Below are 25,078 nucleotides of genomic sequence, written 5' to 3' on the forward strand. Positions count from 1 at the left end.
GACAAATGACTAATCAAAGTAGAAAAGCGTCACCACTTTTCTTTGTTCTTCTGCATCTTGACAGGTTTGCAACAGGGTGCCACTGTCGTGAAAAGCAAAGCAGATTAGTTGCTGGCAACGGGAGACAATCTCCTTGTTACACAAGTAACTAGCTTCTGCTAGAGACAGATTATCATTACTGGGATTTTCGACTAGATGCATTACCTGTTCTAGCTGCTGGCGCGATTCCAAAGGCTGGCGTTCCAGGCTTTGGGGTAGAATCACCGTCAACAAATTTGCATCAGCCCGCGTTGCTCCCTTGATAGCAGCTGAATTTGTACCTGTAGCACCAGAAGTGATGATTCGATTACCCGATAAAACTAGGGCATAAGTCATCATTTCAATAAGATTCTGATGCGTAATCGGGACGTGACGAGAACCCAGCAAGGCAATTCTTTTAGAACCCGTTTGCTGGATTGTCGCGAGTTCTTGCGCTAATGTATCGAGGTTAATAAGGTCTGTTGATTGGCTCAAAGATGGAGAAAATCAGATTAAACGACCCAGATATTCTACCAAACAGCGTGTAGATACGAGGAAAACTTGAGTTAAACATTGCTACTAATTTTCGATTCTTTGATTCAGTAACTCCATTACTTGCTTACACCAAGCTAGCCAATGTGTTTCGTAACTAATACCATTTAAAAGAGTTAAATACTGAAATTTGCCTGATTCTGGCAGTTCTTGCGGATTTTGAAAGTAACGCTGTTCTAATTCATTGTACGTAGACAACTTTTTTTGATGGGCTTTTTGGTGATTTTCTAGCTCTGCCAAGATAATTTGCTTAGGAACAATATGACCAGCAAAAATTTTAACTAGCAAATCATCTTTAATCGGTGTGGGTTCACAAGACTGAGCAATCCACGCTTTGAGGTGCTGTTCTCCCAAGTCTGTAACGCTGTAGAGCCTTTTATCTGGCCGTCCGGCTTGAAGAATCGATTCGTAACTAATCCATCCACGATCTTCTAGCTTCGCCAATTCCCGATAAATCTGCTGGTGGCTTGCTGACCAGAAAAAACCTACAGAGCCATCAAATTTTTTTGCTAAATCATACCCACTACAGGGTGCGTCAACCAGAGCCGCTAATATTGCGTGCGCTAATTTGCTACCTTGTATTTTTATCGGGCTTGTACTTTGGTTGGCTTTGTGAAGATAAGAAAAAAGTGTATTGCTTGATGGCAGTTGTTCGTTTAGCTTTGGCTTGAGTGCATAAATCAACTTGGCCTCAAGAGTTTTCAGAATGGAAGGATCTACGCATTGTAGCCAAGCTAACTTGACATTTCCCAAATCAATGAGTTCTTGAAATCTATGATGTGATATCCAACGACGTGCAAGATCAGCAGTTCTGCCTATGTAGAGAATTTCCCCAGAACCAGAAATCGCAAAATAGATGGCTGGACAGTCAGGGAGATCGGCTTTTTTCTCCAATGGAAGCGAGGGTAATTTCAAGGGATCGATTGCCGTTAAATCCATTTTCTCCTAGTTCCAGTGACTTCTATAGCCATCACTAATAAGACCCCACTGAATTCTTACTTCAGTAGCTTCAAATCAATCCGGGATCGAATCCCGGATGATTTACTCCTTCTGTCTCCTGCCTTTTGCCTCCTTCAATACACTCATAAATCTAAGACAATGCCGCTGCGGGAGTTAAACCTAGTTTGGATAACAAGCGGTCAATGTCAAAATGCTGGGACATCAACTGGCGAATATACTGAACCTTAATCGGCTCGTGGACACGGACTTGACCAAAAGTGCGATCGACAATTCCTACAGTAGTTAGGGTATCTAAGTCAACAGACAAAATGGGGATTTCTAGTTCTTCAGCGCGACTGAGAATGAACGGTGGGGGTGGTAGTTGCCCGGTAAGAATTAAACATTGGGTAGAAGTTTCTAAAGCCGCTTGCTGAATTTCCACCCGATCGCCTCCTGTCACCACTGCCATATTCCGGCGTTTGCGGAAATATTTTACAGCGGAATTGACATTCATTGCTCCAATTGCTAAACTTTCCACCAACAAATCCATGCGATCGTTGCGACAGAGAACGTCAGCCTTTAACTGCTTGACTAGTTCGCCAACACTCACACTGCGAAGCAAATCGCTATTCGGCAGCATTGCTAGCACTGGAATACCCTGCTGTTCCAAAAATGGTAGGATGAGGGTTTCAACCGCTTCTAGTTGGGTGATAGGGATATCATTGATCGCAACTCCAATCAAGCGATCGCCCAGACGCTGTTTTGCAGCCAACAGCGCCTCAACCGAAAGCAAGGATTTATAGCGGCTTACTAACAGCACACCAGCATCCAATACTTCAGCCATTTGCAGCAAAGACAAATCAAACAAATTGCCTTCGGACAAATTACCAGGCCCCTCCAGTAACACTAAATCTCCTTGAGACTTATGTAAATACTGCTGTATTAGGGACTGCTGATAATCGGTTTTGTCTTCCCCCCGCAAGCGCTTTTGCACATTCGGTTCATCCAAAGCCAGCATTGTAGGTGCAACGCGGTTTTCCGGCAAATTGAGGCTAAGAGCGATGAACTGGACATCTTCCTCAATTACGGTTCCACCGGACGAATTGAAAGACGTACCAAGTGGTTTACCGTAGCTAATATCCAGACCTTTTTGCTGTAGCTGATGAGACAAACCCAGAACAGTTGCAGATTTACCGCTGTAATTCTCGGTCGATCCAATCAGCAAATATTTAGGGGATTTTGGCACACATGCACTCCTAATTTCAAAAGTCAGAAGAACCCAGCTAGGTGTTTCCTAATTCTAGTTCCTTCTGGCAAAAGCCTCCCGCTCTCACAAATTAAGCTTTCCCAGAATTACCTTCTGAATCAGCAGGTGCAGGAGAAAGGTTTTCTTTCCTTATGTCGGCTCTGTTAACCTGTACGCCTACCTTGAAGATTTGTCATTACCAACAAATACCAAACTAAAAACTAAGAGCTTCGTTGCTATGGAAGGGTTGGTAGGGTCAAAGAGGATTTGCCACAGATTGAGTGGGTTATCTTTATACGTGTTAGTTGATGCAAGAGGTAAGTTATGGAAGTTGAAGAATTGCTGGAAAGGTATGCTGCTGGAGAGCGAGACTTTAGGGACACTGATTTGAGCTATAGCGAGTTGATTGGTATTAATCTTAGTGGTGCCGACTTGAGTGAGGGTGATTTTACTGGCACTGATTTCACCGATGCTAATCTCAGTGGAGTTAACTTCAGTAAGAGTATGATGATTTCCGCTACCTTTGAAGGTGCCGACTTGAGTTATGCCAACTTGAGTGGTTCCGATTTGACTGAGTGTATCTTCAACGAAGCTAACTTGGTTGGGGCTAATTTTAGTGGTTCCGAAATGTTCACCGCCGTTTTGAGTGGAGCCAACCTGAGTGGAGCTTGTCTCAGTAATGTGGGTTTGAATGTTGCCGATTTGACTGGTGCTAATCTGACCGACGCTGATTTGAGCGGAGCTTCTCTCAACAGTGCTAACATCACTGATGCCAATTTGACTGGTGTTAAAAATGCCAACATCAGCGGAGCTATTATTTATACAACTACTACTAGCCTAGATGGTAGTGTTGTTCGTAGTCGCCAAATTTGTGAATGAAGAGTAAGTGTTCTCTGTTGAAGACCCTTGGCTAACCTTCGTCTCAATAGTTTTTTCACTTATCAAAGGTGCGGATAGCTTCAAAATAGCGGATCAAAAGCAGATGCGATCGCAGCTAACTTTGGTAATTTTAAAAAGTATTTAATTCAATCTAAAAAAAGCTGGTGATTAAAAAGCCTAGTTGCAGAAGCAAGCTACGCTCTTTAGTATGAATTATCACACCGAATCCTGCGATCGCCGACGTTAAATTGGAAGCGATCGCAGATGAAAATTATTCATAACTTTCCTTACAAACCCAATACCTGCATTGATTTTTCAAGTACTTCTTTGGGGCGGAATGGTTTAGTTAGATATAAGTCTGCACCAACCTCAATTCCTTTTTGTTTATCAAATTCCTGTCCCTTAGCTGTCAAGATTATAATGTAGATGTCAGTCATTTGCAGGTCGTGTTTTACAATATGGCAGACTTGCAGACCATTCATTTTAGGCATCATCACATCAAGAAAAACTAGATTTGGTTTTTCAGTTTTAATAGTTTCGAGAGCTTCTTCGCCATTTCTAGCAGTTAGAAGTTCAACACCCTCGTCTTCTAATGCTTCTAGGGCTTGTTCCATCAAAATTAAGATATTGGGTTCATCGTCAACAATTAGAATTTTCTGGTTCATAGGGATTAGGAATTGGGAATTGGGAATTGGGAATTGGGCATTAGGAGTGCTGAGTGCTGTTAGCGTCAGTGGGGCGTTTAGCCCGTGTTGAGTACTGAGTTAAGAGTTAACAGTAGAGACGCGATTAATCGCGTCTCTACAAGAGTTAGGAGTTTTGTTTACCCCCTTGTCCCCCTATCTCCCTGCTCCCTTACTTTTTGCACAGTCCCCAGTCCTCACTCCCTAGCAATTACTGTTCTGACAGCATAATAAAAAATACATTTTCTAACTCCTTCTCAAAGCGTAGGGTTTTCACCAAATCGGCTTCTTGAGAGAAGATAGAATCGATGATGATCATGTCAGGTTTGGCTGACAGGGCTTTATTGATGCATTCTTGCGGATTGGAGGCTTCAATGACGCTGTATCCCTGAGCTTGTAATACATCAGATAAAGTTTTTAAGGCTGAGGCATTTTTATCTACAACCAATACCTTTTTACTAGAAGTGCCTTGGTAAAGCAGTGAGCCAATTTCGCTAAGGAGTTTTTCTGTATCAATGGGCTTGGTGAGATAGCGATCGATGCCAATGTGGTAGCCTCGTTCTTTGTTTTCAATAATTGACAAAATAATGATCGGAATGTCTGCGGTTTGAGGATCGTTTTTGAGAACGGCTGCCACATCGAAGCCGTTGATTTGGGGCATCATCACATCCAAAAGAATCAGATCGGGACGGGCTATTTTGATTTGATGAATTGCATCCATGCCGTCTTTCGCTTCTCGAACATTGTAGTCTTCGTTTTCCAGTTGTTGACGCAGCAGTTCCCGAATGTTAGCGTCATCATCTACAACCAAAATGGTTTTACGGTTTTGGTTCAGCACAGGGTTTTTAGCGATGACGTGTTCTTTGAGTTGTTTGACAAGCGTATCCAAATTCAGATTAGCAGTGGTTTGTCGATCGCAGGCGTAGGTGGGAATGATGAACGAGAATATACTGCCTTTACCTGGTTCACTGTCAACCCAGATCCTACCACCGTGATGATCGACAATTTGTTTACAGATGGGCAGTCCTAACCCAGTGCCTTTGGGTTTGTCGGTAAGAGTGTCGCCAACTTGGCGGAATTTCTCGAATACTTTCGGTTGGTCTTCAGGTGCAATTCCAATGCCTGTGTCGATGACGCTGATGCAAACACCGTCGTTTCCTTGTTTAACGCGGCAGATGACACAACCAGATTCGGTAAACTTAACGGCATTAGAAATCAAGTTAATTAAAACTTGCAGCAGACGGTTGCGATCGCCTACTATCTGAGGCAGTCCAGGTTCAATCTCGCTGACCAACTGCAAGCCATTGGTTTCAAATAACCCGGCAGTAGAATTGGTTGCCCAATCCAGTAATTCGCTGGGATCGATCGGCTGCATCTGCCATTCCACTTTACCCGCTTCCATCTTGGCGATGTCCAGGACATCGTTAATCAAAGACGTGAGCCGTTCTGCTTCCGACACAATAATGTTGAGATTGTCAGCCACCCGCTTAATCGTTTTCTGAAGCTTGCGGTCTTCGGTAGAAATCATTGGGAACACATCGGTTTCCAGCTTTTCTTGAATGATCGACGCAAAACCGAGGACAGAAGTCAGTGGCGTTCGCAGCTCATGGGAAACTGTTGAGATGAAATCGGTCTTCATCTGGTCGATTTCCTTTTCTGCCGTCACATCTCGAATTAGCAGTGCTGAACCGAAGCAGGCAGCGGGTTCCGAATTTGCCGTCTTTTTGAAAATGGCGGTTGCCACTGCCTGACCAATGCGTTCTTTGGTCAGTGCAACTTCGGCAGAGAACACCTCACCAGGATGGGATTGAGTTCGTGCAATTAGGTCTGCTAAACCAGATATCGGCAATTCTCGGTAGTGACCGTTGAGGGCGGTAGCTGTTAATCCATGCATAGCTAAAAAAGCAGGATTGAAGTGGGTGATTTGTCCTGCGGTGTCTACCACTAACAAACCATCTGCTAAGTTATCCAAAATGGCATTTAATCCCTGCGCTTCTGCTAGGGTATTTTGCAAAGCAGCTGTCCGCTCTACAACTCTAGCTTCCAGTTGTTGATTTAGTTGCCGCAGAGCGATTTCTGCTTGTTTGCGGGCACTAATATCGGTATTGATTTCTAGCATAGCGCAGGGTTGACCAGATAAATCTCGTTGCAAAGTCCAACGGCTCTGAACGGTGATCGGTCTGCCATCGCGCGTTATGTGTTCCAGTTCTCCCTCCCAAGTACCCTCCCGTAGAAACTCTGATAGGATTTCTTCTAAAGGTTTTGGAAAAGTTGATTTTAGAAATGTGTGAATGTATTGGTCTTTCACTTCCTCACGCGTCCAACCGTAGAGTCTTTCGGCACCCTGATTCCAGTAAGAGATTTTCTCGCTCATGTCGCGGACAATGATGGCATCGCTGGAATGATTCAACATATCCAATAAACGTTGATTTTCAGCTTCTGCCAGCTTGCGATCGTGAATATCGCTGCAAGCGCCAATCCATTCCCGAATGCTGCCGTCTTCTTCTAGTACGGGGGCACCACAGACAGAGAAGTAGCGGTATGTGCCATCTTTGCCACGCAGCCGATATTCGGTTTGATAGATACCTCGGTTTGCCACAGCAGCATTCCAAGCTTCTGTGGAGCTGGCACGGTCATCTGGGTGAATCGGATCGAGCCAGCCCCAACCTTCAACTTCAGCTTGGCTCTGCCCCGTATACTCAATCCAGGTGAGCATTTCCTTGCTGATTCCCAGTCCTTCTGGGGTAGCTCCCCAGACAATCTGTGAAGTAGCAGTTACTAAGGAGCGATATCGTTCTTTAAGACGCTGATTTTCGGCTTCTGCCAGTTTGCGATCGTGGATATCGGTGCAGGTGCCAATCCATTCTCGGATGCTGCCATCAACTTCTAGGATGGGGGTGCCACAGACAAAGAAGTAGCGGTGTGTGCCATCCTTACCACGCAGCCGATATTCGGTTTGAAAGAGACTCTGATTTGCCACAGCAGCACTCCAGGCTAGGGCGGTGCAGGTACGGTCATCGGGGTAAATCGGATCGAGCCAGCCCAAACCCTGGATTTCATCTGCACTCTGACCTGTGTACGCTAACCAGGTAGACATTTCACTGCTCACCCCCAGTCCTTCAGGGGTAGTCACCCAGACAATTTGCGAACTGGCAGTCACCAAAGAGCGAAACCGTTGTTCGCTCTGTTGCAGAGTTTGTTCTGCTAGCTTGCGATCGTGAATATCGGTGCAGGTGCCAATCCACTCCCGGATGCTGCCATTTGCTTCCAAAACAGGAGCTGCATTGCAAAAAAAGTAGCGATAAGTGCCGTCTTTGGCACGAATCCGATATTCCAGTTGATAAATAGTCTGGTTTGCCACAGCAGCACTCCAAACTTCAGCACTGTAGGCACGGTCATCGGGATGCATGACATCCAACCAGCCCCAGCCCATCATTTCGGCTGCACTTTGACCTGTATATGCCTCCCAACCAGCTATTTCAGAGTTCACCATTCCTTCCGGAGATGCCGTCCAGACCATTTGTGAAGTGGTAGTCACTAAAGAGCGATACCGTTGTTCGAGATATTGCTTCTCGGCTTCTGCTAGTTTGCGATCGTGAATATCGGTGCAGGTGCCAATCCACTCCCGGACGCTGCCATCTTCTTCTATAACGGGCGCGCCCCAGACCCAAAAGTAGCGATAGTTGCCATCCTTGCCACGAATTCGGTATTCAATTTGATACATACTCAGGTTTGCCACGGCAGCACTCCAGACTTCTCCGGTATAGGCGCGATCGTCAGGATGAACGGCATCAATCCAGCCCCCATTTTCCGCTTCAGCTAGACTTTGACCTGTATAGGCTATCCAGCTTGCCAGTTCAAAACAAATTCCTTGTGGTGTGCTTACCCAGACAATTTGTGTATTAGCTGTTACCAAGGAACGGTATCGGGCTTCACTCTGTTTCAGTATTTGTTCGGTATCTTGGCGTTCCTGCTGGACGCGTCGAAGGTAGCTGATGTCCTCTACACTACACCAGATCAGTTGCTCTCCATCTTTCTCAATCATCTGTCCAGAAATCCTCACCGGAACCAGATGCCCGTCTTTATGGATGTACTCCTTCTCATAAGGGCCATAGCGACCAGTTCGTTCCAAGTCTTCTAGGCAAGATTGCTCTGTAGCAGCATATTTTTCTGGGGTAATCTGCCAGTAGGTGAGATTCAGGGTTTCTGAAACAGTTCGCCCCAAAATGGCAGCATAGGCGGGGTTGATGCTAATTAACGTCCCATCTGTTCGGCAAAGTACCAGCCCAACAGGACATTGTTCAAATAGCTGACTATTGTATTCATCAAGTTGGTTAAACATGATTGAGGTTTCTTTAGTGGCGTATTTGGGTAGGGTTAGAACAACAGAACCAAGACAACAAAGTGGCGTAAAGCTTTAACGAAATTGGGTGGTGTTGAAACATTTGGTAAAGTTGATCGGGTGATGCACTTTCCACATCTGGACTGTGCTGTGAAAGTCGCTGGATCAGTTGAGTATGGCGGATCAGCAGATCCGTCGGCTTGAGGATTGGAGCTGTTGATCGAATAAAACCGTCGGTATCGGGAGTAGGGGATGATTCCGTTGTGGGAGTTGACAAGCCAGATGTGCTATTTTGTTCTTCAATAGCGTCTGCCAATGCACAATTTATTGGAATCTGAATCCAGAATTCTGTGCCTTCACTCGGTTGAGAACGACACTTAAGCATTCCCCCATGTTTGTCTACAACAATTTGGTAGCTGATTGCCATGCCTAACCCCGTTCCCTTCCCAACATCTTTCGTGGTGAAGAAGGGATCGTAAATGCGGCGAATTACCTCCTCCTTCATGCCTGGGCCGTTGTCGGCAATGCGAATTACAACCCACTGGTGGTCAATGGCTATGGTACGAATAGTGATTTGGGGATTCGGGGTTGGGGATTGAGAATTATTTTTGATTCTCCGATTTTCCATGCTTTCTTCTAAAGCATCAATGGCATTTGCCAGGATGTTCATAAACACCTGATTCAATTGTCCGGGATAGCATTCAATCAGAGGAAGTGTTGCATAGTCTTTAACAATTTCAATTGCCGGACGATGAACATCTGCTTTCAAACGATGATGAAGAATCATTAGCGTTCCATCGATGCCATCGTGGATGTTCACGGCTTTCATTTCAGCTTCATCATGGCGGGAGAAGTTTTTCAAGGATTGGACAATTTCGACGATACGACCCTGTGCCTAATTTCATCGAATCTAGCAGTTTGGGAAAATCCTGCATGATAAATTCCAGGTCTATATTGTCTAACTCTGATTCCAATTCTGGAGGAGCAACAGGTAGAAATTTCTGATACTTTTCCAACAGGTGTAACAAGTCTTGGGTGTATTCGGCAACATACTTTAAATTGCCGTAAATAAAGTTAACCGGGTTGTTGATTTCGTGGGCAACTCCGGCAATGAGTTGCCCTAAACTGGACATTTTTTCGCTTTGGATCAACTTAGTTTGGGCCAATTGCAACTCATGGAGAGCTTGCTGAAGCTTCTGTGTTTGGGCTTTTGCCTGGAGAGCTGCTTGAGTACTTTGCTCGTAAAGCACAGCTTTGTCAATAGCGATCGCTGTTTGAGAGGCAAAAATACTCACCAGTTTCAAGTGTTCAGCCTTGTATGAGTCAGTTTTGGACGTTCCAATAGCGATCGCTCCCAGTACCCGCTCTTTGGCTCGTAACGGTACACAAATCATTGCACTAACGTGTTTTTGTCCCTCTAATCGCGGATCGGCTTGCACATCATTAACGAGTTCGGCCCGGTTGGATTGCACAATGCTGCCGATAATTCCCTTACCGGGTTCTGGCTGACTGTGGTCAAAAAACACTCCAAATTCGGCAATGATTTCAAACGCAGTTGCATCTCGATTCAGGAGCAGAATCATTCCCGCAGATGATTCAATTAATTGACTCAATTCTTGAAGCACAAGTTGGGCAATCTGTCGCGTATCTAAACTTGTTGTCAGTTGAGTCGAGATATCGTCAAACAAATCAATTTCCTGATATCGCTCTAACAATTCTTTGGCGAGTACTTTTTTTTCAGCTTCCTCCTTTGCCAAAAATGAAAGCAAATTTGCAAGTATAGTTGCCTGTTCTTCTCCAACAACCCAACCGATGATTTCTCCTGAGACCTCGATTGGATAACGGTTTTCTACAGTTTGCTCTCCAATGCTAATTAGTTTCGTGCCGTCTACCAGTTCAATATCAATCGCGATGTTGAACTGGTAAACTAAGTTATGAATAAGAGATGGCAACTCTTTTTTGTTGAGCATCTTTCTGAGGCTAAGTGCGGGCATGAAACACCTCATCTAGAGCAGGTTGCAAATTTCTCACAATCAGTGTTGGTTCGTTGGCGTAGTTTCTCATCGAGAAAAATACAGTGTATTGCAAACTCCTGCCACCTTCAATGTCGCTATCCATACTCCTTTGCATAAGCAAGCTAGAGCTACCATCTCCCGATAAGAGAGGAATTTTCATAAAAATCTAGGGATATAACAGTTTACTAATTAAGGCTAGTTTTCCCAAAAACCTTAGCGATATAACAGCGAAGTCGAACGGTAGCAAATATCTTTAAACTCTTTACCAGAGGCATTTTTCTGTTCTTATAACTCGCTTAATGTTTGATAGGTTCTAAAAAAACTATAAGTAAAAATTTATTAATTATATAAAACCATAGATTAAAGTCTATGTTAAATTCATGTCTGTTGTTACTACTCCTGATAAATTGGGAATCAGCTTTTTTGAGTATAAAAGTTAGCGTATTTATGAGAGTAAAATAATCGCCTTTAGTGCATCAAAAGAAGCTGCGATCGCAGCTTCTTTTGGTGGTTTTAAAAAGTATTTAGGTAGGTGCTAGTTTTAGTTAGATCCGAGAGTAGCGAAAACGAAGTCTGAGTAGCCGTAGCCAGCGTAACCACATTTGTGCAGGTTGTTCAAAGAAAGTAAAAATATCACCGAAACCCAAATTAGTTTTGTGATGATGTAACCAGTGTCTTTCAGGAGTAGTAATAAATAGAATTTGGCATAAAATATTTACAGGCTTTGAAGTTTGCCAACCCAGTACACTTATATGTCTCCACCATACATGTAATTGACCAAGCAGTAATCCAGAAATCACGCCAATAGGAGAAAAAGACCACAGGACTACTGCTATAAGTACATAAGGCAAAGCTCCCAAGATACCATCTAAAAGAACTTGGGGATTAAAAGTCAAAATAGCGTAGTGGCGGAAGTCTTTCTTCCAGGAGTGGTGCGTTTTTAAATGAAGGCTACCAAAAACGTGCTCGGGTACGTGGTAAAAAAATGTAGATAGAAAATCGCCAACAAACAGTAACAACCAAGCAACAGCGATAGCCTCAAGCATTTGTACTCCTCAAGTTTAATAAAAAAACTCCACAGAAAATATGCAAATGTCATGCTGTAGGCGTAGACACCTGTTTTGGACTATGCAAGTAGCACCTGTGTGTCTCATGAGTCTACCCTCCAGTTAATTTGGCTCAGAGTATATGTAATTAAATCAGTTGCAGTTTCATGAATCTCCGCTCCTTAATACAGTCAACAGCAACTTGTAAGAACTTCCAATTTGACTTGTAGCTCTGAGTTAATGGTATTAATACCTCTAAAACCCTATGTAAATACAGTAGTTTACCATAGTTACTACACAATCTTCTTACTAAGGCATACAGCGTAAGCAAAGGTTGAGTTAAGCTTGGTACAAATTTAGGTTAAGGATTTCTGCAATATTGTTAATTCTAAATTTATTGCAATTAAGCTTGAATGATGACTCGATTTAGAACGATATAAATAGATATTATGCCAATATTAATTGAGTTATTGAGGTGAATTAAGTAGGTTTATAGTTGAATTTATCTGTAACATTTAGAGCATCTATAATTAATTAGATACCATAGATATTTTTTAAAAATTGAGTAACAATATCACTTTTAATTTACACTTTCAATGATGAATAAACATTCAAAATGTAGGGATAATTTTATAATTTATCTTTATTTGCCAAGTGCGTTTGGATTTCCTTACTCTAGACCATTCGTTCGCTCGAGTTGTAGACACTAGCAACTCTATGTGTCACCCTTGTTTTGTGGTTACTACTGCGCATAGCTTGCTACGCACAGCAAACGGGGTATGCATTAGACTACAGCCCAAGCTAAAAAATATAAAAAATTAAATGATAGAGTACCAAAGATTGATTCTTCCTTTATCATTTATAGACAAGTTAGTAAATCAGTAAAGCACACCTGCAATATTTATTTACAACGCGTCCTATTAAAAGGGTATCTCAGTATATCCAAAATTTAGGTTACTTTCCAGTTGGAAGGTAAAATCAGAATTTGAAGTTATGATTACACGATTTATCTATTTCAGTATGAACAAAAAATGGGCGGTCAAGCGAATCACTATAAACCTGGCATCAAATGAAGCCAAAAACCTTGAAAAATATTGTGAACAGACAGGCAGACCAGCAACGGATGTCATCAGAGAACTTATTCGAGCCTTGCCACTGACAAAATAAAAGTAGATTTGCGAACTATTTCACCCTGGTTGATTTTCAAGATATAACTATTAAAATTTGGTTTAATTTGGAGGTCTTAAAGTAAGAGGTAGTAATTTTTTGTGATATTGAGAAGAACGTAAAAATTTAGTTTCTGGCGTGCTGCGCTCATTACTACGAGCGCAGCACGTCAAAAAGAAGATGACGCGAGCGCTATTATTGAGTTGCACAATGAGGAGTGAGAGAATATTTTTTTGGTTGGGTAATTATATTGTGTCGTCATCTTCGTCAGAAAATAATCTCTAACCCATATTGTTTAAAATTTTCGCCACAAACAATAGCATTGAGGTAGCAAATATACAGTCGTGAGGATCTAATCTATGATTACAGCTCTTGCAATTACTCACATCAGAGAAAAATTGGAAACCTTTGTCCAAATCTGCACTTCTACTTTAGCTATAACTCTTCTGGATATCGCTTTTGGGACTTGGCGTCAACGTTCAGCAGCTCAAGGCAAAGCTTGAATGAGTTCTCGAATCACGTCTATTGCTAGTTTGCCTTTCTGTTCACAATACTTTTCAAGGTTTTTAGCTTCATCTGCTGTCAAATTGATAGTGATTCGCTTAAGCGCTCTTTTTTGACTGGAGGTGGTCAAACGGGGAAATTTCAGTGCAGCAGTTTTATTCATTGATTGATAAGCTAGATATATAGAAACTTTCCTTATCAAGATTGCCAATTTTGAGCTGTATTTACCAGTGAAGATCGGGATTTTGAGATTGAACTTAAGCTTTACTCCCAAAAATATTACTGAGAATACGAGGTATTAAATCACTAATACCCTACGTAATAAATCTGCCATTACCAAATGTAAGAAGCTTTCGGCTAAAAAGATGATGTTAGCAATGTCCTACAGTCCAGATAGTCTGTTGAGCAAGCGGTGTTGAATTACCGAGATGAGTGGATGCAAAGGTAGTTTTTATTACTGAGTATGTTGGTAATATGCCTATTTTGAATCTTCTGCAACATGAGATTATTCGTTTGTTATGGCTATTACCCTATATCTATAACAACCTAGTAGATAATTCCTTTTAATAAAAAGTGATTAAACGAACAGTGAGTTAATACATGACTTTACAGAATTGGAGACGTAAGCGTGGCGTTGCACTTACTACGAAGGGTTTACAAAAAATTAAAGAAGCAAAGCATCAATCAGAAGCAAAGGAAAATTTTGGAAATCGGTATACTCTTGAAGAAATGAGTGTACGTTCTGGTTTATATTCCGCTACCATCTCGAAAGTATTGAATCGGGAAGGAGGAGTTGACAAACAGACTATTGAGAAGCTTTTTTCAGTTTTTAATTTAAAAATAGACAAAAGTGACTATTCAAGCTCAAATACTCGTCTAGATTGGGGAGAGGCTATCTTTAACTCCGCTTTTTATGGGCGTATAGAAGAACTTATTACATTAGAGCAATGGATTCTTAATGAGAACTGCCAATTGGTTGCACTCTTGGGAATAGGAGGTATTGGAAAAACAGCACTGTCTGTAAAGTTTGCTCAAAAAAATCAGGACAACTTTGAGTATGTGATCTGGCGATCGCTACGAGAAGCACCACCTGTTAAAATTATTTTAGGTAACTTAATTCAATTTTTATCTGACGAACAGGAAACAGAAAATAACTTACCAGAAAGTTTTAGCGATCGGGTATCGCGACTACTCTATTATTTACAAAATTATCGCTGTTTAGTATTCCTTGATAATGCAGAATCAATTCTCCGTAGTGGTAGCCGCGCTGGACTTTATCGAGAAGGATATGAAGAATATGGTGAGCTTTTAAGACGGGTAGGAGAAGCAACTCACCAAAGCTGCTTAGTGTTAACTAGTCGTGAAAAACCCAGAGAAATAGCATTTCTGGAAGGACAAGCACTACCTGTTCGCTCATTGCCACTGAGTGGATTGAAGGTGGCGGAAGGGCAAGAAATTTTAAAACTCAAGGGACTATCGGCTGCAGAAGATGAATGGAAAGTAATGATTGAACGTTACGCAGGCAATCCATTAGCTTTAAAGATAGTTGCCACAACCATTCAACATATCTTTGATGGTAATATTACTGACTTTTTACAACAAGACACAGCTGTTTTTGGAGACATTCGCGATATCTTAGAGCAGCAGTTTGAGCGCTTGTCAGATTTAGAAAAGGAAATAATGTATTGGCTAGCGATTAATCGTGAGCCAATGACGCTTCCAGAATTGCGAGACGATATTATATCACAAGTACCGCAAGCAAAATTACTAGAGGCTGTAGAATCTTTAGGAAGGCGATCGCTAATCGAGAAGGCTACGCCTACGCTCATTGAAAAAACTGGATCGCTTTTTACTCTCCAGCCTGTTGTCATGGAGTATGTGACTAGTAGCTTTATAGAAATCGTATGTGAGGAGATTATCACTCAGAATCTTGATGTATTCACGAGCAAAGCTTTGATAAAAGCGACAGCAAAAGAATATGTTAGAGATACTCAAATTCGCCTGATCGTCAAACCAGTTATAAATGGGTTGCTTACTGTCTTTAGAAGTAAAAAAAACCTAGAAAATCACTTAACTCAAATTTTAACAACCCTACGAGATACATCCCCTCTAGAACAAAGTTATACGGCAGGAAATGTTTTTAACCTACTTTCTGATTTAGAAACCGATCTTAGCGGTTATGATTTTTCTTATCTAACTATTTGGCAAGCCGACCTGCAAAACGTCAAGTTATATAATGCAAATTTTGCTCACGCCCATCTAGCTAAGTGCGTTTTTGTTGAAACCTTTGGTGGTATTTTTTCAGTAGCCTTCAGCCCTAATGGTAAACTTTTAGCTACTGGTGATACCAATGGAGAAATTCGCTTGTACGAAGTTGCAAATAGTCAGCAACTTCTGACTTGTAAGGGTCATGCTGGTTGGGTTTGGTCAGTCTCCTTTAGTCCCGACGGTCAGGTTCTTGCTAGTGGCAGTAATGACCAAACAATAAAGCTGTGGGATACTAGTACTGGTGAGTGTTTCAAAACTTTAAAGGGTCATAGTGGTGGGGTTCGTTCAGTCACTTTTAGTCCCGACAGTCAGGTTATTGCTAGTGGCAGTGATGACCAAACAGTGAAGCTATGGAATACCACTACAGGCAAATGTGTAAAAACCTTACAAGAAGTTGGTTGTAGTATATGGTCTGTTGCCTTCAGTCCAAAAGATTACATATTGGCAAGTGGAAATGATGATTATACAATGAGGCTGTGGGATATTAACAGCAGTTCATGTATTTACATCTTAGAGGGTCACACTCAGAGGGTATACTCAGTCGCTTTTAGCCCTGACGGTAATACACTAGCTAGTGGCAGCCATGACCAAACAGTGAAACTTTGGGACATCAGTACTGCTCAATGTTTTAAAACTTTGCAGGGGCATACTGACTTAGTACATTCAGTTACCTTCAGTCTAGATGGTAATGCTCTTATTAGTTGCGGTGATGACCAAACAGTTAAGGTATGGGATTTCGATACTGGTGAATGCCTTAAAACTCTACAAGGACATAGAAGTAGGATATGGTCTTTAGCAATATGTATAAATCAAAATATTTGTGCCAGTAGCAGTGATGACCAAACGGTAAAGTTATGGAATATCAGCACTGGTAGATGTATTAAAACTTTGCAAAGTTTCAACAATGGGATATGGTCAGTCGTTGTCAGCCCAGACGGTAAGATTATTGCTAGTGGTAGTTATGACCAAACAGTGACACTGTGGGATATTACAACTGGTAAATGTCTAAAAATTTTGAGAGGGCATACGAATCGAGTTACATCAGTCACTTTCAGTGCCGATAATCATTTTATTGTTAGTGGCAGCGAAGACCGAACCTTAAGGCTATGGGATCTTAATACTGGTAAGTGTCTAAAAATTTTGAGGGGACATACTAATCGAGTTACATCAGTCACTTTCAGTGCTGATAGTCATTTTATTGCCAGTGGTAGCGATGACCAAACAGTAATGGTCTGGGATGTTAGCACTGGTCAATGTCTTAATACTCTACGAGAACATAGCGGTAGAACATGGTCAGTCGCCTTTAGCCCTAACAGTCATATATTAGCCAGTGGGAGTCATGACCGAACAGTGAAACTCTGGGATGTTCATACTGGTAGATGCCTTCAGACTCTGCAAGGTCATACTGACTGGATATATTCAGTCACCTTCAGTGCGGATGGTTCCACTCTAGCTAGCGGTAGCGGAGACCCAAACTATAAAACTGTGGGATGTTAGCACTGGTGGCTGCCTTGGAACTTTGCAAGGGCATACTAATAGCGTATACTCAGTTGCTTTCAGTGCAGATGGTTGCATACTAGCTAGTGGTAGTGGCGACCAAACAGTGAAGCTTTGGGATGTTGACACAGGTAATTGCTTAAGGACTTTATCTGGACATACTAGGTGGGTTTGGTCAGTTGGCTTTAGTCCCAATGGTCAAAGTGTGGTCAGTTGCAGTGAAGATGAGACAATTAAAGTTTGGGATGTAGAAACAGGTGCATGCTTGAAAACTTTGAGAAGCAAAAGCCCTTATGAGGGAATGAATATCACTAGCATAACTGGGTTAACTGAGTCTCAGAAGGATACTTTAAAAGCTTTAGGAGCAGTTGAGTATTAATTGAACGTGAGTTCGACGGTTATAAAAAGGTAAAAAGCTTGCGATGTATAGATTTGCAAAACAAGGTTATTCACGGCAGCGATCGCTAAGATTAATTGAGGATTAGCCAAAAAATCACAAAAAAATGCCGAGACTAAAAATATCTAAGAAAAATAAGGGTCTCGGCTATGTCCACCATTGTATCTCGCCTTGATATCACGCAAATCTTCTGGGATGTGGATGATTTCTGCAATCAGTGGCAAAGCTTATGGCAACAAGTACCACAGTTACCATCCACACTCATGAGAACGTCGCAGTCAGTCCAGGATGCATTTATCGGAAGTGATGACAATAGTAATCGCGTTTCATGGCAGTGGTTATAAGACTTTTAAGGAATTTTATACGTTGCACGTACTACAAAGCTGGCGTGGAGTGTTTCCAAATTTGGTCAGTTACACAAGATTTGTGGAACTCATGCCTTGGTGTTTAATGTTGCTGTGTTGTTTTTTGCATACACGAACAGGAGAAATTACAGGGATTAGTTTTATCGATTCCACCCCAATAGATGTTTGTCACAACTGTCGAGCGCATTCTCACAAGGTATTTAAAGGGTTGGTGAAATGGGGCAAAAATTCTGTGGGCTGGCACTTTGGATTTAAACTGCATTTGATTATTAATGATTGTGGAGAATTACTCGCATTTTCACTAACTCCAGCAAATATCGATGACCGAAAACCAGTCCCAGATATGACTAAAGATTTAATTGGTAAACTCTTTGGTGACAGAGGTTACATCTCTCAAAAATTATTTGAGGAGTTATATGAACGAGGGTTGCAATTAATCACAAAATCTAAAAAGAAAATGAAAAATCGCTTGGTAAAACTGATTGATAAAATTCTGTTACGCAAACGTGCTGTGATTGAGTCCGTCAATGACCATCTGAAAAATATATGTCAAATCGAACACTCTCGCCATCGTAGTCCATTTAATTTTTTGGTGAATTTGATGGCTGGTTTAGCTGCTTATACCTATTTGCCTAAAAAACCTTCAATTGATATTTACCCAAAAGATTTGCCTGCGCTACCTCCTGCCATTTTTTAGTTCCGTCGAACTCACGTTAATTGAAGAAGAATACGGCTATTCTGAATTCAGGAGCAGAGCCGGAGACGGTCTGCTAAGGTGTCATAATCAAGACGCTCTCTACGACAGGCTGCGCGAACACTATCAGTTGGGGATTTTGCGTTTCAGTAGCGAAACTGCACCTAAAACGCTGTATGCTAATATCCCTAATCCAGCAGATGGTTCAGGCACTGGCTCAAGTGCTGAGAAAGCTAATTCTCCAATTAGCTTATGAGTAGCAGTTGTAGGATGAACTTCGTCCCAAAACACAAATTTTTCAGGGTTACATAAAACTTGTTGTGTGGGAACATCTATGGGTACTACTGATAAGTCTTTGCTAATACAAGAGTTGGTCACGTTTGTAAAACCGAATTCATCTGGAGTCGCAATAATCCTATCAAATAGGGAATTAACATTTAGTTCTATAATGTTGATATCGGGACTTAATTGTTGCTTTAAAGATTTGAGTGTCGTGTTTAAGGTAGAGTTATGTGTGCTGCTGAATGTATTAAATAAGTTGGAACGTTGACTATCGAAATTTGCAAAAGGCAATTTTCCTAAATCTGGCAAGTTGACCACCATGATATCTCTAGCGCCATCAGTAACAAGTGATGTCAACGCTGCTGATAAATTTCCCCCAGTATTGGTAGGGTTGGGAACACCACCGAAAAAGTAACTTAGGTAGTCATTAGTACCAGCCCAAATAATATATAGAGCATTAGAATCAGCAGTTTGTCCTGCTACAAAGTTATTTATCTGTTGCTGTAATCCTGGTAAGCTAGGTATACCAATGTTCTTAGTTCCTGTCGTCGCACCACCAAAAGCAAAGTTATTTTTCAGATTTAATGTTAATCCTAGATCAGAGGCAAGATAATCAACCCAAATTGGGCCATTAGAAAAACGCCCATTAGAGTAGGTTGGGCTTGGAGGAATGATTCCGTTAGTGGCATTAAATACATTACCAGTATCAGAAAAGCTGTCTCCAAAGACGTAAATGTTGTCATAATCTTTTGCTAATACTTTGAGTGGAAATATCAAAGATAATAGCAAAAATCCTATTGTTATAATTTGTCTTTGCACAGCTAATTCCTTAATCTAGTTTCAACCTTGCAAACATGTCTTTAAAAAGAAACTTCGCTCGAATGTTTAGAGCTTTCTTTTGCTGATTTAGAGCTTTCAAGAGGGTCAGGACTTAGCGCTACATTGCCCCAGCGCATCACGTTCGCAGAAATAGCACCGGCTGCACCGAAGCCATAAACGAGAACCAAGTCATTTTCGCGAATCTTGCCCAATTTGGCAGCATAGTACATATTGGCGACAGTAAGTACTGGCCCAATATTTGCATATTGAGAATAGAGATCGATCGTCCGTTCTGGATCAATGCCCAGTACGCGTATGCAGAAGCTGGCAAACCAAGCAGTAGATGTATTGAAAATAAAAAAGTCGATTTGCTCGAGTGTCACACTGGCTGCGGCGATCGCACCCTCACAGCATGTACGGAGAAACCCCACAGCGGTTTCGCGAGTTACCTTGTTGGCTTCCTTGCATAGCTTCATGCGAAGCTGTGGATTGCCTTGTGCGTCCGTTGTAAGTTTGGGAAAAACGACATTACACAACTCACCGGCATGAATGGTCTTTGTGCCAAGGATTCCCTGATTCAATTCTAATGAACCAACTACGAAAGCTCCGGCACCATCACTAAGGAACCATGACATGGTATCATCCTCGTCGAAAAAGCGAGAGTATGTGCATGAGATAACTACCAAAACATTGCGGTACTCTCCTGCTCGTACCAAGGCACAGGCGGTTTGAAGCGCAATAGGTGTACTGCCGCATGTTGCATCAAGATTCCATGCGGCACCCCCTAGATTAAGTTTACGGGCAAGGAAAGCTGCATCGCCCAACCCGATTTGTTCGGGCCATACAGAAGCGACAATCATTAGATCGACATCTTTGGGAGAAAGCCTAGCGGCTTCGAGGGCATCCCTTGCAGCCCGCTCTTCTAACGTCAGTGATGACTCGCCAGTACCAAGTACCCATCGCTCAACAGTACCACGAAATGGGTCTGACAGATATGGCATCATTTCTAAGTCAAACTCGTTGCTGGGAGTTGAGCCTGCGAGCGAAAACATCCTCGCCAAACTTTTTTGCTCTGCCTGAGCAATTAACTCAGGGTATTTTTGCCTGTAGTAATCATTAGTACGTCTAATGCTGGGAAAGCTCAGTGCGATCGCCCGAATACCTACTGGTTGATTCACCATAACTAATTTCCTCTCACTAATTCGTAGCGCCTTGCGAAATTAGACTGTCGAGACGGCTTCCTATTGGTGCAGAACTAGTAGGTTCAATGAGTACATCAATAACAAACGGACGAGGCGATGCCATAGCTTTCTCTAGCGCCGCTTGAATGTTGGACTCACTTTGAACACGGATACCATCAGCTCCCATACCCTGAGCAATTTTGACGAAATCTGCTTGGGGAATTTTTGCATCTATACCGTTGAAGCCCAAATACGTCATTCCCTGTTCGCACATATTGTAGCGCCCGTCGTTGAGTACAATCCAGACAGCCGGAATTTGGTATTCTACCGCAGTGTTTATCTCGCTGTTCATGAGCATAGCACCATCCCCGACAATCGCAACCACCTTGCCATTCCCTGCTAAGGCGGCACCCACGACACCAGTCACAAAATGTCCCATAGACCCCGAAGCCTGTGCTGATTCGGAAACGAGAAGGTTTGGCAAATCGCAGCAGGTGAATTGCCCAAACCAACGAGTTTCCGACTTCGGTCATGACAACTGCATTGCTCTGTTCGACAATCACCTGTTGAATCATATTCATCAGCACATCTGGCCGCACTTTCTCGTCAGTAAGTGGATAAATTACATCGGTCTTTGATGCCAATGACGGGAGTTTTGATATGCCAGGACGATCGGGAAAGTACTTCAGTAATGCTTTGACAAATACTCTCACATCAGAATGGACGGCAAAAATTTCGACAGATGGATACGCGGTTCCTGGTACTTGCGGGTCTATATCAACATGTAAAAAGCCTTTCCGAGGAGCCATCATGGGGTTCCAAAACGAAGTCAGTTCACCCAAACGTGTTCCTAAAACTAATGTTCGTAAAGGACCGTACTCCTGCATATACCTCAAAACCGACTCATGCCCACCGAAACCAGTGACACCTACAAACTGAGGATGATCCTCAGGAAAAATACCTTTGCCCCGTGGTGAACACATCACCGCAGCTCCTGTTCTCTCGGCTAGGTGGCGAATCTCTTTTGCAGCACCCCGTGCCCCGAAACCTACCCAGATGGCAAACGGTTCCTCAGATAATAATCGGACACATTCGGCAATTGTTTCCTCAGTTGCTGTTGCCCTATCGTGAGATAGAGTTACTCGTGGCAATAATGTCTTTAGTAAAGTTGTCTGGATATTTGTAGGAATACTTATATGAGCTACGAATCCTCCTGGTTGTCCTAGTCCAAGAGCAAGCCTTCGAGAAACTTCTGTGAGTTCATCGCTGGATTCGAGAGTGGTTGCATAATGGAATATTTGCCCGGAAGTAAAAATTCCGGCGCTAGGCATTGTGTAGGTGCTAGTTTCTTGGCAAGCCCACCGGCCACGCTGTGGCGCTGAAGTTGAAGCTGAGATCAGAATCACCTTAGCACCTTCCCAACGAGCAGCTAATAGCCCTGTCAAAGCGTTGGTGATTCCTGGCCCCGTGGTAGTGAATACCACAACTGGGCGATCGCTAGCAAAATACGCCTCAATGGCTGCAAAAGCGGCTCCAGCTTCATGGCGAAAGTGCAGCACCTGGATGGAACTTTGATGTAATGCAGCCCACACTGGCGCGATCGCACCTCCCGAAACACCAAAGGCATACTGCACTCCCATATCTTCCAGAATTTTTACCACTGCCTCCGCTACCGAAAAAGTATCGGATGGCTTGCTATTAGATGGCTGTTTACTTGAGTTTAATTGTTTAGTGGTATTCGCTTGTGTATCCTGAAATTTCACATCCATACAAATTATACTTAGGAATAATTTCCTTTTTGGAATAACTATTATCCCACACCTACAACTTAGTAATGTTGTATTATCAATGTAATATAAATTTGTTTGGATAATGCCAATACAACTTTGGCGAGCAATGCTCTCCAACGCAGGTATAACTGTAAAACGACCTTGGCGGTTCACTTTGTCAATCTTTGAGCAACCTATAAGTTCCGCGTTACCCTGATATAGAAAAAATAAAAATGTTCAGAGACTTCAAGAACAGTGGATGTGGCGATGCCTGCGGTGGTCACTGACTTGTACTGAGTTTCGACTGCGCTCAACTATCGCGCAGCCGAAGTAGCTTTGTCGTACCCCTGCGGGCAAGCTACGCAAAGCGTCTCGTAGAGAAATGCTCCCTGCGCCAATACGGATGATTTCACCCGTCTTTTGGTTTGTGAAAACTGAACGCTATTAATCAAGCTCTGGAGTATAAAAAAGTGATTGAATTAAATCAGTATAAGGCTTTAACTTTCGATTGTTACGGAACCCTAATTGATTGGGAAAATGGCATCTTAGGGGTGCTAAGGCCACTTCTGCTGACACACAACACTAATTTGGATAACGAGCAAATTCTTGATATTTTTGCTGAATTTGAAGCAGAAATCGAAATTGGAGAATATATCAAATATCGAGAAGTTTTGCAAAGAGTAGTCCAGAAATTTGGTGAACGATTTGGCTTTGAGCCAACTGCTGACGAACTAAATTCACTTGCCGATTCGATTCAGCATTGGCTGCCTTTCCCCGATACAGTTGAGGCACTTAGAACTTTAAAGCAAAAGTTTAGGCTGATAATTATCTCAAATGTAGATGACGATCTCTTTGCTTTCTCGGCAAAGCACTTGGAGGTGGAGTTTGACAAGGTAATCACAGCAGAACAGGCAAAAAGCTACAAACCTGCCTTCAACAACTTCAGACTGGCTATTGAGAGAATTGATTTGCCGCTAGAGCAGATATTACACGTTGCTGCTAGTGTATATCATGATATAGTGACAGCCAAATCTCTAGGATTATCAACAGTCTGGGTAAATCGTCGAGCAGAGCAAGGGGTTAGTGCGAGTTTACCAGCAGTCACTCAACCTGATTTAGAAGTGCCTGATTTGAAGACTCTCGCGGCTTTAAGTTTACAGTAATTTGCTGATTTGAATTTAACCACGAGAGGAACAAAAAGTAGAGCGTATTTAGATAGAGAGATGCCAAAGAAAGAATTTGTTGTTAAAAAACTAAACAGAGATTGCAACATAGATTGATTCTGTCTTACTCTAGAAAAAATACTACGTCAGTTTAATGTTCTTAAACTTTGGGAACCACAGCATATAACTGGCTTGACTTTCCTGTGCGCCCTGCCGATCGCCTTGTTCAATAAAACACTTTGATAGCCTAAAACGATGAAAGCATCTGCTAATTTTGACTTTGAAGACGAGAAATTCAATGCACCGCCTTCGCAAGTCCTTCCCTGGTGTCAGATGATTAATCCTCGGTATGGCACAGATGGTATACAATCTCACGGTTTGGCGATTAAGCTGGATAATGCCAATGCTGTCGGCTTTGTACCAGATGATAACTGGCAGCAAGTTGAGCATGAATTTAGCTCTGGAGTAGAAACAGTCTTTATTAGCGCTACTCCACGCTTGGTCATAGTGCGCCGGGGGCCATTGTCTGTTAAAGACCGGGAAAGTGGCCTAAAACTGGGTACGCTCAAAGATAATTATGATGCTTTTTTAGCCGACAAACTTAAATTTAAAACCTTTACTCGCTATCTAATTTTTATAGTGGGTGAGAATAAAAAGTTTTTACATGAATCACCACTACAACTAACTCTCAATGGTGCAGCCGGAGCGAGTTTCAGCAAAACCTACTGTGAATATCAACAAGGCAGAGTAGTAGGTGGATTCGTTGCTGAACTAGAAAAAGCTTATGCTATCTACCGCAAGCAACCTTTGACACCAAAAGGGCCTTTGTTCCACGCTCACGGGATTTTTTGTCCGATCGTTGAGTGTGAAGAAAGAGGAATTGAACCAAATACAGTTTTGGTAGCTTCAACTGTGGACTATAAACATCCCACCGTAGGGACTTTAACGCAATATTTAATTGCTTCCGATGCTCTGGAGTCTGCAATGATTTGTAAGACTTTTGAAGAATACAAAGATTTTGGCAAGGAACCTGTAAAATCAGAAACCCCTAAATTGGCAATGGCAGGAGTTTCCAACTCTTACGTTTATGCTGATGAGGATGATTTTGCTTATCCGCCGTATTAGCAGGGGAGCAGGGGAGCAGGGGAGCAGGGGAGCAGGGGACAAGGGGGACAAGGGGGACAAGGGGGAATTATTGAACAAATCTCTCCCAAGTCTTCCCCCTCTTCCTTGTCTACCTTGTCTCTTTTCC

The 25,078-nt window shown here is 42.4% G+C and carries 16 protein-coding genes and 4 pseudogenes; 7 read left to right on the plus strand and 13 right to left on the minus strand.

All coding sequences use genetic code 11. From position 1 onward, the window contains the following. Nucleotides 1-9: 9 nt before the first annotated feature. The 3 genes from NSTCB13_RS03355 to NSTCB13_RS03365 all read right to left on the minus strand — a co-directional run bounded on the left by NSTCB13_RS03355 (nucleotide 10) and on the right by NSTCB13_RS03365 (nucleotide 2,755). A complete protein-coding gene (locus NSTCB13_RS03355) occupies nucleotides 10-513 on the minus strand; it encodes a DNA recombination-mediator protein A (protein ID WP_292860451.1) in 504 nt (167 codons plus the stop codon). Nucleotides 514-597: 84 nt separating this feature from the next. Then, nucleotides 598-1,509: a helix-turn-helix transcriptional regulator gene (locus NSTCB13_RS03360; RefSeq protein ID WP_448271334.1), complete on the minus strand. Its 912-nt coding sequence runs from the start codon at nucleotides 1,507-1,509 to the stop codon at nucleotides 598-600. Nucleotides 1,510-1,660: 151 nt separating this feature from the next. Further along, nucleotides 1,661-2,755, minus strand: coding sequence for a phosphotransacetylase family protein (locus NSTCB13_RS03365; RefSeq protein ID WP_445628352.1), 1,095 nt, complete (start codon nucleotides 2,753-2,755; stop codon nucleotides 1,661-1,663). Nucleotides 2,756-3,079: 324 nt separating this feature from the next. Between NSTCB13_RS03365 and NSTCB13_RS03370 the strand changes: the two genes are divergently transcribed. Then, nucleotides 3,080-3,634: a pentapeptide repeat-containing protein gene (locus NSTCB13_RS03370; RefSeq protein WP_448271335.1), complete on the plus strand. Its 555-nt coding sequence runs from the start codon at nucleotides 3,080-3,082 to the stop codon at nucleotides 3,632-3,634. A 287-nt stretch (nucleotides 3,635-3,921) separates the two neighbouring features. On the opposite strand, the gene NSTCB13_RS03375 is transcribed toward NSTCB13_RS03370, so the two are convergent. The 5 genes and pseudogenes from NSTCB13_RS03375 to NSTCB13_RS03395 form a co-directional block, all read right to left on the minus strand. Continuing rightward, nucleotides 3,922-4,299 carry a response regulator transcription factor gene (locus NSTCB13_RS03375; RefSeq protein ID WP_322712093.1) on the minus strand — a complete coding sequence of 126 codons (378 nt, stop codon included), beginning with the start codon at nucleotides 4,297-4,299 and terminating at the stop codon, nucleotides 3,922-3,924. Between the two features lie 229 nt (nucleotides 4,300-4,528). Next, the gene (locus NSTCB13_RS03380) at nucleotides 4,529-8,659 is read right to left on the minus strand and encodes a PAS domain S-box protein (RefSeq protein WP_448271336.1); all 4,131 of its coding nucleotides are present in this window, start codon (nucleotides 8,657-8,659) and stop codon (nucleotides 4,529-4,531) included. Nucleotides 8,660-8,672: 13 nt separating this feature from the next. After that, a pseudogene (locus tag NSTCB13_RS03385) lies at nucleotides 8,673-10,653 on the minus strand (ATP-binding protein). Further along, nucleotides 10,640-10,834 carry a hypothetical protein gene (locus NSTCB13_RS03390; RefSeq protein ID WP_448271337.1) on the minus strand — a complete coding sequence of 65 codons (195 nt, stop codon included), beginning with the start codon at nucleotides 10,832-10,834 and terminating at the stop codon, nucleotides 10,640-10,642. The pseudogene NSTCB13_RS03385 and the gene NSTCB13_RS03390 overlap by 14 nt, the downstream one beginning before the upstream one ends. Before the next feature lie 385 nt (nucleotides 10,835-11,219). Further along, a complete protein-coding gene (locus tag NSTCB13_RS03395; RefSeq protein ID WP_322674359.1) occupies nucleotides 11,220-11,720 on the minus strand; it encodes a fatty acid hydroxylase in 501 nt (166 codons plus the stop codon). A 1,020-nt stretch (nucleotides 11,721-12,740) separates the two neighbouring features. Between NSTCB13_RS03395 and NSTCB13_RS03400 the strand changes: the two genes are divergently transcribed. Continuing rightward, nucleotides 12,741-12,887: a ribbon-helix-helix protein, CopG family gene (locus tag NSTCB13_RS03400; protein ID WP_094348756.1), complete on the plus strand. Its 147-nt coding sequence runs from the start codon at nucleotides 12,741-12,743 to the stop codon at nucleotides 12,885-12,887. Between the two features lie 359 nt (nucleotides 12,888-13,246). Next, nucleotides 13,247-13,390, plus strand: a complete 144-nt coding sequence (locus NSTCB13_RS03405; RefSeq protein WP_445628358.1) for a hypothetical protein — start codon at nucleotides 13,247-13,249, stop codon at nucleotides 13,388-13,390. Here NSTCB13_RS03405 and NSTCB13_RS03410 read toward each other — a convergent pair. Then, the gene (locus NSTCB13_RS03410; RefSeq protein WP_448268638.1) at nucleotides 13,375-13,554 is read right to left on the minus strand and encodes a CopG family transcriptional regulator; all 180 of its coding nucleotides are present in this window, start codon (nucleotides 13,552-13,554) and stop codon (nucleotides 13,375-13,377) included. The two genes, NSTCB13_RS03405 and NSTCB13_RS03410, sit on opposite strands and share 16 nt — an antisense overlap. 437 nt (nucleotides 13,555-13,991) lie before the next feature. Here NSTCB13_RS03410 and NSTCB13_RS03415 point away from each other — a divergent pair. Then, nucleotides 13,992-17,535: pseudogene (locus NSTCB13_RS03415) on the plus strand (WD40 domain-containing protein). A 167-nt stretch (nucleotides 17,536-17,702) separates the two neighbouring features. After that, nucleotides 17,703-18,615: pseudogene (locus tag NSTCB13_RS03420) on the plus strand (IS982 family transposase). A gap of 123 nt (nucleotides 18,616-18,738) precedes the next feature. Here NSTCB13_RS03420 and NSTCB13_RS03425 read toward each other — a convergent pair. The 4 genes and pseudogenes from NSTCB13_RS03425 to NSTCB13_RS03440 all read right to left on the minus strand — a co-directional run. Beyond that, nucleotides 18,739-19,713, minus strand: a complete 975-nt coding sequence (locus tag NSTCB13_RS03425; protein ID WP_445628361.1) for an SGNH/GDSL hydrolase family protein — start codon at nucleotides 19,711-19,713, stop codon at nucleotides 18,739-18,741. 41 nt (nucleotides 19,714-19,754) lie between these two features. Continuing rightward, nucleotides 19,755-20,894, minus strand: coding sequence for a 3-oxoacyl-ACP synthase III family protein (locus NSTCB13_RS03430; RefSeq protein ID WP_448271338.1), 1,140 nt, complete (start codon nucleotides 20,892-20,894; stop codon nucleotides 19,755-19,757). Between the two features lie 16 nt (nucleotides 20,895-20,910). Then, complete coding sequence (locus NSTCB13_RS03435) at nucleotides 20,911-21,378, minus strand: thiamine pyrophosphate-dependent enzyme (RefSeq protein WP_448271339.1); 468 nt, start codon at nucleotides 21,376-21,378, stop codon at nucleotides 20,911-20,913. A gap of 265 nt (nucleotides 21,379-21,643) precedes the next feature. Beyond that, a pseudogene (locus NSTCB13_RS03440) lies at nucleotides 21,644-22,663 on the minus strand (thiamine pyrophosphate-binding protein); the annotation flags it as partial. A gap of 470 nt (nucleotides 22,664-23,133) precedes the next feature. Here NSTCB13_RS03440 and NSTCB13_RS03445 point away from each other — a divergent pair. Together NSTCB13_RS03445 and NSTCB13_RS03450 are read left to right on the plus strand one after the other, a co-directional pair. Continuing rightward, nucleotides 23,134-23,826 (plus strand): haloacid dehalogenase type II, encoded by a 693-nt coding sequence (locus tag NSTCB13_RS03445; RefSeq protein ID WP_445628364.1) that lies wholly within the window; start codon nucleotides 23,134-23,136, stop codon nucleotides 23,824-23,826. Between the two features lie 255 nt (nucleotides 23,827-24,081). Next, nucleotides 24,082-24,951, plus strand: coding sequence for a DUF5895 domain-containing protein (locus NSTCB13_RS03450; protein WP_448271340.1), 870 nt, complete (start codon nucleotides 24,082-24,084; stop codon nucleotides 24,949-24,951). Nucleotides 24,952-25,078: the final 127 nt, after the last annotated feature.

It is taken from the genome of Nostoc sp. DSM 114160, from assembly GCF_053470305.1.